Source organism: Clostridium sp., from assembly GCF_050717515.1.
In the GTDB taxonomy this organism is placed as follows: domain Bacteria; phylum Bacillota; class Clostridia; order Clostridiales; family Clostridiaceae; genus Clostridium_AD.
The window spans coordinates 1-15,186 of sequence record NZ_JBOITL010000034.1 but is presented as its reverse complement, the minus strand read 5'-3'; the positions used below and the strand labels follow the sequence as shown (position 1 = coordinate 15,186).

The following is a 15,186-nucleotide window of genomic DNA, read 5'->3' as shown; positions in this document are numbered from 1 at the left end:
TAACTTCTTTTTAGAAGTTATCCGTTTTTTTAAATTATAACCTCTACTTTATGCACTCCATCAATAAATGGCACCAACGCATCCTCGCATAAATTTCCATCGAGCCAAATACCTTTTTTGCCTTGGCGTTTAACCTGTATCACATACTCAAATTTGTCTTTTTTATAAATAATCTCATAGTGTGACCATTCCTCTGGAACACAAGGTTCAATAGTAAATCCTTTTCCCTCTTTTAGTTTAAACCCTAAAATAGCTTCTATTCCCGTTGTATACATCCATCCTGAAGTTCCAGTATACCAACTCCACCCTCCGCGTCCTACATGAGGTTCTTTTCCATAAACATCTGCAGTCATTACATAAGGCTCAGTTTTGTATCTCTCACAATCAGTCAAGGTTTTTGTATGATTAATAGGGTTTATCATATTATACAACTCCGTTGCTTTATTACCACTTCCAAGTTTAGCAAAGGCAAGAATTACCCAAGTAGCCGCATGTGTATATTGACCTCCATTTTCTCTAACTCCAGGTACATAGCCTTTGATATACCCTGGCTCCAAAGTAGATTTATTAAAAGGTGGAGTTAAAAGTAAGATCATTCCCTTATCTTTTTTTATTAAATACTGTTCTAAGGACTTCATAGCTATCCCCGCTCTTTCACTATTGGCAGCCCCAGATATAACTGCCCAGGATTGAGCTAGAGAATCTATCTTACACTCTTCATTTTCAGATGCACCTAGCGCTGTGCCATCATCAAAATATGCTCTCCTATACCAATTGCCATCCCAGGCATTATCCTCTATATTTATCCGTATATAATCTTGCATCTCCTTATATCTCTTAAGTCTGGCCTCATCCTTTTTATAACTGCAAGCCTGAGCGAACTCCTCTAATATATTATATAAAAACCAACCTAGCCATACACTTTCACCCTTTCCTTTGTTTCCTACAGTACTCATTCCATCATTCCAATCTCCACTGCCCATTAATGGAATGTTATGAGGACCAAATTTAAGAGCTTTGTCTATTGCTTTAGTACAGTGCTCATATATACTACCTGTAAAATCTGACTTTCCTGAAATGTTATATCTTTCATCTTCCCCATCGGCTAGTGGCGTATCCATTAAATACTGCGCACTTTCCTCAAGGATATCAAAATCCCCTGTGTTTTTTATATATTCCATAGTTACAAAAGGTAACCATAATAAATCATCAGAGAATCTTGTTCTTATTCCACTATCTACAACTGGATGCCACCAATGTTGCACATCACCTTCAACAAATTGCCTTGAAGCACTAAGTAAAATTTGTTTTTTAGTCATATTAGGTTCTAAGAGACTCACTGACATAACATCCTGAAGCTGATCTCTAAAACCATAGGCTCCACCGGATTGGTAAAATGCAGTTCTTGCCCAAAGTCTACATACTATTGTTTGATACATTAGCCATCCATTAAGCATTAAATCCATACTCTTATCCGGAGTCTTAACTTGTAGCGTATGAAGTAATTTCCCCCAATAATCCTTCACCTTTTGTAACTGCGTATTAACACTTTCAATATTTTCGAATTCCATAATAGCATTAGAAATACTATCTAAATCCTCATTTTCACCCAACATAGCTACCAGTTCTATCTCCATATTAGGTTCTAGATGAATTTTTGACGTAACCGCTAAGCACGGGTCTATTCCAGCTCCTACAGTGTTTGAAAGTCTTACTCTCTTTAGTGCATCTGGGCTTTCTACGCTACCTCCCCTACCTAGGAACTCGCCTCGATCGCCAGTAAAGCTTCCATTCTCACCTCCAACTAATTTTAAAAAGGCATTTAATTTACCAAAATTCTGACTATAAGTATTTGTAGCATATATATATTTCTTTTCTTCGTTGTAATAAGTAACAATATGCTCAGCAGTATGTTCCCGTGCAACACCCATTACAAGTTCTGCATAATAGGTTATACTTAGTTCACGAGCTACATCACTATTATTCACAAGTTTTATTTTGCATAGCTTAAGGTTATGTTCCATGGGGGCAAACATGATTACTTCACCCATAATTCCATAAGCCTCATGTTTGAAATTTGAATATCCAAAGCCATGCTGGATTAAGTATTCTCCACCATCCCTTATAGGTTTGGGTGTAATTGACCACACATTCCCGAAAGTATCATCTCTCAAATATATAGCTTCTGAAGGTTCATCACTTACCCAATCATTTGACCAAGTGGTAATTTTATTCTCTCGACTATTGCCCTGCCAAGTATAAGCTGCTCCGCATTCTGATACATGGAATCCAAAATCGCCATTGGAAATTACATTTATCCACGGTGCTGGTGTATTATTATAATCTTTAAGTAAGATAGTGTAATTTTCATTTTCTACATCAAAGCCTCCTAAGTCATTGAAGTACTCTAATGGTTTAATATCGAACTTGTGAGGTTTAAAAGCGAATTTATTTTCTGCTTTTATCAAAAGTGGTTGTTTTTCTATTTTCTCATTGTTATTCCTAATTTGAGTTACTAGCATTCCATTACTGGAATCTATGACTATTCTAGCTATAGCTATAAACAGATCTATATCTTCCTCCAAGATAGTTGCCTTATTAAGTATAAATATCCCACCTGGTTTATTTTCTTTATCTCTTAAGTGACTACTGCCTATTAAATTTTTAATATCAGTTTGCAGCGGCTGATCGTATGAAGTTTTTTGAAGATTTATTATTACCAAATCAACTCTTAGCCCTTTAAGACTTAGGTATTCATGCGCATTTACAAGTTGCCTGGCTAAGTCTCTGTCTTTGCTCTCCCTTGCTATGAGGAGCATTATAGGTAAGTCTCCTGAAATACCATATCCCCAAAGTGTAGATTGCCCCTTGTTTACCTTTTTTATAAATTCTCCTCTTTCTTTAAACGTAGAATTTAAAAACAAAATTTTAGAAGCTATTACTTGATATAAGTTTGCTTGGGTAGATTTTATGCCTAAATATTTCATATTTACCTGAGTTTGGCTCCATGCTAAATCAAATACCCTATCTACATTATGAAATTCACTATATTTTTTAGCTAAACTTATTACTTCCGCTTTACTATTAGCTATTGAAGTAGTGAAGGCTATAATGCAAGTTTCACCAGGTTTTATCTTAACCCTTCTTCTTAAACTTATTATAGGGTCCAGGACCGCTCCCACAGTATTAGTTAAAAGTGAGTCTCGCTTCATTGCTATAGGGTGTATTATATTTTCACCACGCCCTATAAAATTTGCTCTGCTAGTTTCATATTGAACAGTTCCCAGGGTAATCCCTGAAGTTGCAACAGTTTGCATAAGCCAAGGCTGCAACTTCCCCTTAGCTCTAGGTCTTCTAGTTGCCAGGATGCAGCTAGGATTATCTAAATACTCTGTTTTTACAAATAGATTACCAAAAGCTGGATGCACAATATCAGCATCATAATGAGCCAGTGTTACTTCTAAATAACTAGTTATTTCTAAATTTTTACTCTTGGTACCATGATTTGTAATGGTTAATCTTCTTACTTCTGAGTCATCTTCTGTAGATACAGTGATTTCCATACGAGTAGTAATATTGTTATCACCCCTTGTAAATTCAGCTTTGTCTAAGGCGAAGGTTACTTCATAACTATCCCCTTCACTTTTACAAGGTTCATAAGCCGCACTGAAGTATTCATTTTCATTAACATCTTTGATATATACAAACATGCCTGTATTGTCTTTAGTAACATCTTCCTTCCATCTGTAAATCATAGTCCTATTCCTTGAAGCGTACCCCGCCCCACTATTAGAAATCATTAGAGAATAACTTCCATTGGAAATTAAATGTGTTTCTGGCGATTCTGTGTTTGCAGTAGTATATTTTCTAACTATAATCTTTTGTTTTCCTATAGTAGTCCCTGATACATTAAATTTATGCTCTCTATCATATACTACTCTTTTAGATATTTTTTCTTGAAGCAATAACTCTGTAGCTTTAACCTTTGGCAAGCTATGAAATCTTTTTTGGAGAATATTGTTTGATAATACATTGTCTATTGCCATTAAGCTCATTCCTTCATGGTGAATCATAAAACACTTAATAATAGCTTTAGATTCCTCACTAGGTATCCTATTTTTAGTATAATCTGCAGCTTCATAAAAACCATAAATCCCCTCTAATCCTTCACTAGCAAGTCTGCGAAGATTATCGTAAGACCCTCTAAAATCAGTTTGCAATGCCATCACCGTAGAATAGGGTGAAATAACCAATTCATTTGCTAAGCCTCGTTTTAAGCCTACTCCAGCTATTCCGAATGCCTTATATTGATAATTTAAATTCACATCAAAATTGTAATATGCAGATTCAGAGATTCCAAAAGGCACTTCTTTTTCAGTACAATATTTCTTTTGCGCCTGAATTACAGCTTTATAAGTTTCATCCAGCATTGTACCCTTGTAATTTTTCATTATAAGTAGGGGCATCAGGTATTCAAACATAGTTCCACTCCAAGAAACAAGGCCCTTACTTTTTCCCATAATAGTCATGGATCTGCCAAGCACAAACCAATGTTTTTTAGGAACATCGCCTTTTGCTATGGCAACAAAGCTAGCCTGCCTTGATTCAGAGGCTAATAAATCATAATAGCTCTTACCTAAATTATCATTCTCTACGTCATATCCAATACTAAACAATTCCCTGTCTTTGTCATATACCATTTTAAAATCTGTAGCTTCCGCCATAGAGTTTAGTCTTTGTTTCAAGTTCTCAATACTACTAATAATCATTTGAGATTTTTCTTTTGTGTTTTGTAATGATATTTTTAATTTTTTTAAATATTCATCACTATGAGGCTTATTATTTAACATATTTAATATTTTACTTATTTTTATTGGAATAGCCTTTAAAGCTGTGTTTTCTATTAAGTTCCTTAAAGAATCACTAATATCTAAATCAATGTTTTCTTCGAAGGCAATATTAAACCAAGGGAAAAATTCATTTATTTCCTCTAAAAACCCTTCCACATCACCTTTGAGTTTTTTGTTCCAATATAGTTCTTTCTCTATTTCAATTTTTTCCACTTCTTCAATTTTAATAGCTAATTCTACAAGCATAGTTTCCCAGGATTTAAAATCTATTTTATCATTGTTTATAGCTCCTATGACGACCTGATATAATTCCTTTGCTCCTGTTACTCCTTCTATTTCGTCACTAGCCAGCCTTATGGTGTCTTGTAGCCCTCTAGCTTGCATAGAGTTGAATATTGGCATACCCAAATAATCCTCAAGTGCTTGTGAAACTAACCACAGGTAACCAACTAAATTCCCACTATCCACAGTGGACACATATCTTGGATAAAGTGGTGTTTTAGTTTTAGTATCATACCAATTATAAAAATGGCCTTTGTAAGTAGCCATGTCTTCCATTGAAGTCATAATCTTCCCTATCCTACTTACAGTATCTATGATTCCTATATATCCTAAATCATAGGCAACTACATTTGAGGTCAAATCCATACCTAAATCCGTTGGTGAAGTTCTATGTGCTACTCCATTAGGTGGATCTTCCTGGTAATTATCAGGTCCAAGCCAATTATTTTCATCATTAATAAAATCTTCAAAATAAGCCCAAGTTTTTCTGCTTATTTTCCTTAAGAAAAGCACTTCTTGTTCATTCATTTCAAGTGTTTCTAAACCTCTATCGCGACTTATAAAATAGGCAACTAAAGGGCTTAAAAGCCATATAGCGCAGGAAGGTATACTAAGAATTCCAATGCTTGCAGCACTATTAAATGCTAGAAATAAAATCAACAGTGAAATTGCACTACCCATCCACATAAAAGCTATAAAATTTTTAAGTCTTTTTCCTAGTTTCACCTCCACATCTGCTGCAGTCTGCCACTCTAATAAATTTTTCTTGCTAATAATCAATCTGTATAAGGTTCTAATTATGGCATCTAGCATAAGGTATGCTTGGAAAGGTATAAAGCAAAAAATCAAAAATACCTGTTCTATAGCCATCTTACTATTTTGAATTTTACCTGATAAACTTATACCTATAGCCGGAGAGACTACAGCTTCTGTTACGTCAAAAAGTATAGGGGCTATTATCGCAACAAAGGCTGTAATAAACCATTTATCCGTGCCATCAGGCAATATCCCACCTAAAGTAAGTATAAGGAGTATTGTAATGCTAGGAGCTAATAAACTTCTTCTCAAATTATCTAATATTTTCCATTTAGACATTTTGTTTAAAGGTGAAGTACTTTTAAGCCAAGGTAATAATTGCCAATCCCCTCTAGTCCACCTATGTAGTCTCATACAACTAGAATTGTAATAAGCTGGGTATCCATCTATAAACTCCACATCCGTAACTAATGCAGTCCTAACATACGCCCCCTCTAACAAATCGTGGCTTAAAACAGTATTTTCAGGTATCTCATCTTTTAGCATATAATTAAAAACATCTACATCGTAAATCCCTTTTCCAGTAAAAATTCCTTCTCCAAATAAATCCTGATATACATCAGATACAGCCGTAGTATACATATCTATGCCTGTTTCACCAGAAAATATCTTTGAAAATAGAGTTTTATGCGCACTAAGTATTGATACACCTATCCTTGGTTGCATTAACCCATATCCTCTATCCACAGTTTTTTTACCATAGTTTATAACTGCATTATTTAGGGGATGCGCCATGGCACCTATTAATTTTTTAGCAGAGTCCCTTGGAAGCTTTGTATCTGCATCTAAGGTAATAACATATTTAACCGATCTCAATATCTGTGCATTGCTACTTATTACATTATAACTGGTATTTTCACTACCTCGAAGAAACTCATTAAACTCCATAAGCTTTCCACGTTTTCTTTCCCATCCTATCCACTTATCTTCACTTTTATTGTACTTCCTTACTCTGTTTAAGAAGAAAAATATTTCTTTCCCATTAGTACAATACTTTTTATTTAGTGATTCTATGGCTAAAAGCCCTTGGCTTACTACTGCTTTATCGCCTTCTTCTTCCCTTGTGTCACTATCCTTAAAATCTCCAAGTAAAGCAAAATACAAATTTTTTTGGGCATTTGCTAAATAGTATATTTCTAAGTCACCTATTAACTCTTCTACCCTAGAAGGATTATTGAGTAAGGTTGGAATTACTACAACTGTACTAAATTTCTCTGGTATTACTTCTTTAAACTCCATTTTAGGAATAAAAGATGGAGAAATTAAAACACTTACACTCCAGTTTAAAATCGATATTGCTATTTCACTACAAGGCACTAATATAACAATTATAGCTACAATATATCTCCATAATACTTTATCATTATCATATAATAGACTAAACACAATAAACAGAGACATTATTAGCATTGTGAACACAATAATAGTACCTATATATAATTTTTCTCTATTCTTTTTTGTGATATTTGTAAGCCAGCTTATACCTGTATTTTTGTATCCTATTTTTTCCTTCAATTGTTGGATTCCTTCATCTATCAAATAATACCCAACATGTTGTTTATAAACATTGCTTTCTGATGCCTCACTTTCCTTGCAACATTCAATAATTTTTTTTGCTATATAGGATTCTGGAAGTTCTGTATGTTTGTATATCTTTTCTATTTCATGCCTATAATTATCTCTTGACTTAAAATCCATTTCTCCGTAAATGCAAGCTGGGTCATCCCTCAATATACACTCTACAGAACTTAGTTTTTCAAAATAATTTTTCCAATTTAAACCTTCAATGACTCTTATACTATTAATAGAATTACCCATAGCTATTTCAAAATTAGCTTCTGCTTGATGCTCTAAAATTATAATTTTTTCTGAACTTGTTTCAAGCGCTTGAAGTTTTTCATCTATATAATCATAAACATCTTTAGAATCAATACCATTATCCCTGAGTAATTTCAATAATCTCTCTGTAAAATGAGAATTAAATGTGAGCTTTTCACTATTTAGTATTGATACTGCAGTGTGGATTTTACCTTCATTGAAACTATTAATTAATCGCTCTGCAACAAGTTCTGCTTCTTTTTTATCCTGCTCTGCATTAACAATTTTCTCAGTTATCTTACTAATATTTTGTATTAATGCTATTCGTAGCATTATAGGCATAGCCCATAGTTCCCCGGAGGTTAGTAAAGTATTCTTTTGGTAAGCCCTAATAAAGTTTGCAATAACACTTTCATCAATTCTACCATCCGTGTGGGATACTATTTCAATAGCAATATGATAAACCCTGGGATATCCTTTCATAACTCCTTTGTATATAACTGGTAGGTCATTATAATATGTTTTTGGCATATTATGTTTTATACTCTTATACTCCTTCTCTACCAAGTAAAGATTATCCAAAAGCCATTCTGCGGCAGGTACTACCTCTCTTTTATTTTTTCCTTGCTTATATACGTCCTCATAGCCTTTTAATATCTTTTCATAGCTTCTATCTAAATTACTAATAAGTTTCTTCTTGCAATTAGTATTCCTGATATCAGAGTAATGACGTGCTATTTCAGAGGCATGTTTTTCTAAATCCTCTCTATTCACATTTATAGTTGGAATATCTTTCAGTAAATTTTCTTCTTGGTAGTAATTTAGGTTTTTCCTTATCACGAGGTAAATTAAAACACTTATTACCACTATTGCCCCTAATGTAATTTGCAGCACTATAACCACCCTTTCAACGCTTTTTTGTTAATTATGTTTATGAAGATTTAGGACTAACTTAAATTATTATCTCCAACTAACCATTTAATTATTAGTAAAAATAATAAAAAGTATATATTACTACAACTGCATCTCACTGCGCTAAGTAATTCTAAGCTTGTTCGAATGCAGTTTACGTAATATATACTTTTTTTAGCGTACTAAAAGAAAAAAGAAGGGGATGTGATTAACATCCCCTTCTTTTCATTATATTTCTACTAAATTTTATAAAATTCTTCAAAGGTTTTTGTAACATAAGTATGGTCTAAAACTCCGCCTAGCTCTCTTATAGAATGCATAGCCAAGGTCGGGCTTCCCATATCCACTGAGCGTATATTTAAGTGCGCCGATGATATTGGTCCTATAGTTGACCCCCCCTTGGCATCAGAACGATTTACAAATTTTTGAACTGGAACCCCTGCTTTTTCGCAAACTAATTCATAAACTGCATCAGAATTACTATCAGTAGTGTAGCTTTGACTAGCGCTAATTTTTATAACCGGTCCTCTATTAATATAAGGCTTATTTGTTGGGTCATTCTTTTCAGGACTATTAGGATGAACAGCATGAGCATTATCTGCAGATATTATAAAGGATTTAGAAATAGCTCTTAAAAAATCCTCTCGGTTTTTACCCTGTGATATTGTAATGCGTTCTAAAATATCAACTAACATATTTGAGTCAGCACCCTGCTTAGTTGAACTTCCTACTTCTTCGTTATCAAAGCAAACCATTACATTTGTTGCCTCTACTGGGTTGGTTTTAGCTAGTGCTCTTATCCCTGCATGTACCATGGCGAGATCATCTAATCTTGAGCTTGAAATAAATTCATTATTCAAACCTATAATTGATCCCTTTTCGTATTCATAAAGGAATAAATCAAAGTCTATAATCTGTTTGTTTTCTACAGATAATTCACTTGCAATGGCATTCATAAGATAATTGTTTTTTTCTAATTCTCCGCTTACCATTGAAAGTAGTGGTAATGTATCTTTTTGTTTATTTAATTCAACCCCAGTATTTATATCCCTATTCATATGAATAGCTAAATTAGGAATTATCATTATAGGCTTATTAATATTCACTAGCCTGGTTTCTGGATATAAAATATTTTCACTTCTTAAAGTTACCCTTCCAGCTATAGCTAGTGGTCTATCCAACCAAGTATTTAATATTGGTTTACCATAAACCTCCGTGTTTAATCTTACATATGTATTGTCTACTATCATTTCTGGTGCTGGTTTAATCCTAAAACTAGGTGAATCTGTATGGGCTCCAATAATTTTAAAGCCTGTTTCTTCGATTTCTCCCTTTCCAACTACAAAAGCAGTTAGAGCAGAGTCATTTTTAGTCACAAAATACTTTCCGCCTTTTACAATGTTCCACTTTTCTTCTTCTTTAATTTCCACAAACCCTTCACTGCGTAAATCCTCTTTAGCATTTGCTACAGCATGGAACGCTGTTGGACTATCATAAATATAATCAATAAGCTCTTTGGCAAATTCTAATTCCTTGTTCATATATATTCCTCCAATGCATATTAATTTAAATAAGCATTTTGCTTATCCAATCATTAGTATAACAAATTATTTGATAATATTTCTATAAAATCTAAATAAATGCTATAATAAATTGTAGAATATATGTTTAAAAATTAATAGTTTAAATTATACTATTATTCAGAGGTGAAAATATGTTATCAAAATTTTTAATTTCAAAATTCATAAAAAATCCTGAAGACACTAGTAATAAAAAAGTAAGAGTGGCCTATGGTTACCTAGGTGGTTTAGTTGGAATTATAGTAAACTTAATTCTTTTTGCTACAAAACTAATTATAGGAATACTATTAAATAGTATAGCAGTTACTGCAGATGCCTTTAATAATCTTTCAGATGTAGCTTCTTCAATTATTACAATTTTAGGTTTTAAGCTAGCTAGTAAACCTGCAGATAAGGAGCATCCTTTTGGTCATGGAAGGCTTGAATATATTTCGGGACTTATAGTTTCTTTCTTAGTAATACTAGTAGGTTTTGAGTTTATTAAAACCTCCTATAGTAGAATAGTTAATCCCTCAAAAGTAATCTTCAACCTTATACCCTTTATGTTAATATTAGTTTCTATAATCTTTAAAATTTGGATAAGTAGGTTTAATAAAACCCTAGGCAAGGCTATAAATTCTTCTGCCCTTGAGGCTTCTTCCTTTGATGCATTGAGCGATGTAGTTAGTTCAAGTTGCGTTGCGCTATCACTGCTTCTTTCTATTTGGATTGACTTTCCTATAGATGGATACATAGGAATGCTGGTCTCATTTTTTATAATCTATGCTGGATATTCACTTATAAAAGACACAATGAATCCCTTGCTTGGTGAAGCTCCTGATGTGGACCTTGTGAAAGGTATCCAATTAAAGCTACTATCCTATGACCATATTACTGGCGCCCACGATTTAGTTATCCATAACTATGGACCCGGTAGATGCATGGGGTCTGTTCACGCAGAAGTTCCCTGCGATATTTCTATAGTTGCGATTCATGAAATTATAGACAAAGCTGAAAAAGAAATTTCTGATGAATTTGACATACATATAGTTATTCACATGGACCCTATAAATACAGATGATAAAGAGGTTAATGATTGTCGAATAGAGCTTTTAAATGTATTATCAAATTTTCCCATAATAAAATCAATTCATGATTTTAGAATTGTAGGTAGTGGCGAATATAAAAATTTAATTTTTGATGCTGTAATTGATTTTAACCGAAGTTTCACTTCAGATGATGAATCCAAACTAGGATATGAAATTAATAATGAACTTAAAAAGTGCTGCCCTCAGTATAATGCCTTGATGACACTGGATAGAGATTATTTAGGGGTACAATAGATTGCAATTTAAAATTTAAAATTGAGAATTGAGAATTCAGAATATAACAATTTCAAATTTTGTTTATATCTGGATTCTTCAATCAAATTCTTTTTATTAATACCATACAAAGTTTAAAAACATAGCATTTGTTTATTTATGAATAGCTAAGAAATGAACGTATTAATAAAATATATAATCATTTACATTAGCAGATATAATTTTTTTATTCTTGAAAACCAATTAATTTTCTGTTATATTAAATAAAGTAATCTCATTGAGTTAAAGAACGGATCAAAAATAGCTATTACTGATACAATTGTAGGCTCATCTTTAAGTACTATAATAGCTACTGATTATATTATTTATAATAGGAATATGGGACAAGCTGTCACTAGAGATCAACATAGATACTATCTTTTAAACCGTTAGTAAAGAATTACAAAAGGAGAATTTAAATGTTTTGTGCCAATTGCGGAAAAGAAATTAATAGTAATGCAGTATTATGTGTGTATTGTGGTGTACCCACTAATAATACTTTAAAATGTAGACCAGATAACCCCTCTCACTTAGCAGGAATATGCTCTTGTTGCTGTCCTATAATTGGATTAATACTATACTTTTGTTGGAGGGATGAAAAACCAAATAGCGCTAAGTTAATTTGTAAGTGGATGCTATCTGTAATTGGTACTTTGATTCTTATTCCCGTAGTATCTTTAGCCATAGTATTTGTTCGTACATTTATTAGTACAGTATTTAGTGCATGATAATGTTATTTTAAAATATCTTTTTTTCTGTCATAGACTTCCTGAAAGATCTTTTTTTTATAAAGGAAAACAATTCCCAATATGTGCCAGATGTACAGGTATTTTACTAGGATATATTATAGGTATCACATATATAATATTTTTTGACGGATTTAAAACTGCTTGGGGACTTTTATTAATAATTCCTTTGGTGATTGATGGCGGAGTACAATATTTAGGTTGGTTTAAAAGTACAAATACGAGAAGATTAATTACAGGTATTTTAGCTGGAATAGGAACTATATGTTTATTTAAGCTAGAAATTTTTTTAAGTTTAAATATAGCAAAAATAATATCAAATTATATTTTGGGGTAGTATAAGTGGGTGTTCACTTCATTCCATCGCGATGTGGTACTTTATATGGAAAAATGCAGGAAGAGAGAGGTACCCTCTCTTCCTGCATTTTCTATTAATAATTATAGGTTGTTCCTGATTTTGTCTTCAGATATTGGAGATCTGCTCCCTGCATTTTTACACTTGAAGCCGAGAATGTGAACTTCCATGTGATAAATTGTTTTGTACCTATTGTAGCTCCCTGCATTACCCCGAAGCCATCACTGGCAATTACTCCTTGATCATTTGATACGGTGATATTTTTTACATTTACATTATATATATTACTGTTTATCCCATTTGTAACATAAGCAATGATAACAAATTTATTACCCTCATAATATGCTTGTTCCGGATTAATGTTTACACAGTTATCTAAAAACCGCGGATTATTATAGTCCTCAAACTTAGTAACCTTTTTCGTTGTAGTTGTAGTTGGTTTAGGATTTGACTTTGCTACTACCTGCGGTGTCTTCTGATCTACTTTTGCCTTTACCTTCTGTTTTGCTTCTTCTTCGGCTTTTTTCTTTGCTTGATTATCTGGCTTTGCAGCTGCCTGCGGTGTCTTCTGATCTGCTTCTGCTTTTGCCTTCAGTTTTGCTTCCTCTTCGACTTTTTTCTTTGTTTGATCATCTGGCTTTTGCTGTGTTACTACCCCTAATTCATTTTTAGTAGGTGAAACTTCTTTCTTATCGCAGCCTACTATGCTAAGTGATAATATTGCTAACATGATTGTTGCTATATACCTTTTCTTCATTTGTATTCCTCCGTCTCGTGTTTTTGTGCACCTAAATATATAGGTTCATTTGACTCACAGATAAATAACTACATCAAAATAGCTTAGTTTATCTCATTTCCATTTAGAATTATACTGTTTTTTTCATTTATAAGCAAACTTCGTTAACAATAATATCTTTGTAGGTTTGTCTTTTACATATAAGTTTATGCCTACCTACACTTACTAAAACTACAGGTGCCTTCGGTATTTTATTATAATTACTACTCATTGAATATCCATAAGCCCCCGTTGAAAGTATAGCCATAAGGTCCCCAGTATCAACCACTGGTAATTTTACACTTTCCAGTAAGATATCTCCACTTTCACAGCACTTACCAGCTATTGTAACTACCTCCGTACAAGGCTCACTTGCCTTATTTGCTAATACACATTGATACTCTGCATTGTATAATGCCGGTCTTATATTATCTGTCATGCCACCATCTACTGCCACATATTTTCTTACATTTGGTATATCCTTTATAGCACCTACAGTATACAAGGTAATTCCAGCATTAGCTACAATAGACCTGCCCGGCTCTATTACAAGAGTTGGACAATTTATTCCATACTCTATACACTTAATTTTAGCTTCCTCAATTATTACTGCGCAAAAGTCCTCTATTTCCTTTGGCTCATCACCTTCGTTATAATAAACACCAAATCCTCCCCCTAGATCTAATTCTTCTATATCATAACTGAATTTTTCTTTAATATCTTTAATGAAAGACAACATTATTCCCACAGCATCTCTGTAAGGTTGTAACTCGAAAATTTGAGACCCTATATGACAGTGTAGTCCTGCCAGCTTTATATTTGAAAAGCTTAGCGCAGTTTTTATAACTCCCTCCAGTTCGTTATTTAATGCAGTAAACCCAAACTTTGAATCAATTTGCCCAGTTTTTATGTACTCATGAGTATGGGCTTCTATGCCTGGAGTTACGCGAAGAAGAACCCGTTGCATAATGCCTTTTCCCATTGCCTTTTTATGTATAATCTCCATTTCATGAAGATTATCTACCACAAAAGTTCCTACCCCTAGTTCTATTGCCATTTCAATTTCATCCAATGTTTTATTATTACCATGAAAATATACCTTTCTTAATGGAAAATCAGCCTTATAGGCAGTATATAATTCACCCCCTGAAACTACATCCAAATATAGTCCTTCGCTTTTTACAATTTCACACATAGCTATAGTTAAAAAAGCTTTTCCCGCATATGCTACCTTATTACCACCTTCACTACCTTTAAACACTTTACAAAATCTTTTGCAATTATCTCGTATAAGCTGTTCATCCATTACATAAAGAGGGGTGCCGTATTCCTTAGCTAAAACCTGTGCACTAACGCCTGCAATATTCAATTTATTATTTTCAGCCACTATATTACCAAAAAATCTCACATGAATCCCTCCTTCTATCCCTTATTTACATATTAAATTCCTTTGCAATAACCTGTATAGCCTTTAATTTATCTTCTGTTTTAATAGCACAAGTAATTCTTATTTCTGAAGTAGTAATCATTTTAATTTCGATATCGTTTTTGCTAAAAACCCTAAACATCCTAGCCGCTACTCCAGAAGTAAGTAAACCAAGGGAACTTCACCCTTAGTTTCTCTCAGAACCGTACGTGAACCTCTCAGCTCATACGGCTCCCATCATTCGGCTGTTGGTAATATTCCCATTTTCCAGTGTGCAAACAAATTT

The 15,186-nt window shown here is 33.3% G+C and carries 7 protein-coding genes and 1 pseudogene; 3 read left to right on the top strand and 5 right to left on the bottom strand.

Going from position 1 to position 15,186, the window contains the following annotated elements; all coding sequences use genetic code 11:
- Positions 1–29: 29 nt before the first annotated feature.
- Both ACREV6_RS18605 and ACREV6_RS18600 read right to left on the bottom strand, forming a co-directional pair.
- Positions 30–8,660: a glycoside hydrolase family 94 protein gene (locus tag ACREV6_RS18605; protein ID WP_431579541.1), complete on the bottom strand. Its 8,631-nt coding sequence runs from the start codon at positions 8,658–8,660 to the stop codon at positions 30–32.
- 257 nt (positions 8,661–8,917) lie between these two features.
- Positions 8,918–10,219, bottom strand: coding sequence for a M18 family aminopeptidase (locus tag ACREV6_RS18600; RefSeq protein ID WP_431579540.1), 1,302 nt, complete (start codon positions 10,217–10,219; stop codon positions 8,918–8,920).
- Between the two features lie 173 nt (positions 10,220–10,392).
- Here ACREV6_RS18600 and ACREV6_RS18595 point away from each other — a divergent pair, with 173 nt between their 5' ends.
- From ACREV6_RS18595 to ACREV6_RS18585, 3 genes are all read left to right on the top strand, one after another.
- Positions 10,393–11,580 carry a cation diffusion facilitator family transporter gene (locus tag ACREV6_RS18595; RefSeq protein WP_431579539.1) on the top strand — a complete coding sequence of 396 codons (1,188 nt, stop codon included), beginning with the start codon at positions 10,393–10,395 and terminating at the stop codon, positions 11,578–11,580.
- A 437-nt stretch (positions 11,581–12,017) separates the two neighbouring features.
- On the top strand, positions 12,018–12,326 hold the full coding sequence (locus tag ACREV6_RS18590) for a zinc ribbon domain-containing protein (protein WP_431579538.1): 309 nt from the start codon (positions 12,018–12,020) through the stop codon (positions 12,324–12,326).
- The gene (locus tag ACREV6_RS18585; protein WP_431579537.1) at positions 12,319–12,681 is read left to right on the top strand and encodes a DUF2085 domain-containing protein; all 363 of its coding nucleotides are present in this window, start codon (positions 12,319–12,321) and stop codon (positions 12,679–12,681) included. The genes ACREV6_RS18590 and ACREV6_RS18585 overlap by 8 nt, the downstream gene beginning before the upstream one ends.
- Positions 12,682–12,775: 94 nt before the next feature.
- Here ACREV6_RS18585 and ACREV6_RS18580 read toward each other — a convergent pair whose 3' ends face one another.
- The 3 genes and pseudogenes from ACREV6_RS18580 to ACREV6_RS18570 form a co-directional block, all read right to left on the bottom strand.
- Complete coding sequence (locus tag ACREV6_RS18580; RefSeq protein ID WP_431579536.1) at positions 12,776–13,456, bottom strand: SLAP domain-containing protein; 681 nt, start codon at positions 13,454–13,456, stop codon at positions 12,776–12,778.
- Between the two features lie 127 nt (positions 13,457–13,583).
- Positions 13,584–14,882: a diaminopimelate decarboxylase gene (gene lysA, locus ACREV6_RS18575; RefSeq protein WP_431579535.1), complete on the bottom strand. Its 1,299-nt coding sequence runs from the start codon at positions 14,880–14,882 to the stop codon at positions 13,584–13,586.
- 25 nt (positions 14,883–14,907) lie between these two features.
- Positions 14,908–15,063, bottom strand: a pseudogene (locus ACREV6_RS18570) (ACT domain-containing protein); the annotation flags it as partial.
- Between the last annotated feature and the right edge of the window lie 123 nt (positions 15,064–15,186).

Coding starts and splice junctions, on each gene's coding strand:
- ACREV6_RS18595 (WP_431579539.1), top strand. CDS start 10,393: ATGTTATCAAAATTTTTAATTTCAAAATTCATAAAAAATCCTGAAGAC.
- ACREV6_RS18590 (WP_431579538.1), top strand. CDS start 12,018: ATGTTTTGTGCCAATTGCGGAAAAGAAATTAATAGTAATGCAGTATTA.
- ACREV6_RS18600 (WP_431579540.1), bottom strand. CDS start 10,219: ATGAACAAGGAATTAGAATTTGCCAAAGAGCTTATTGATTATATTTAT.
- ACREV6_RS18580 (WP_431579536.1), bottom strand. CDS start 13,456: ATGAAGAAAAGGTATATAGCAACAATCATGTTAGCAATATTATCACTT.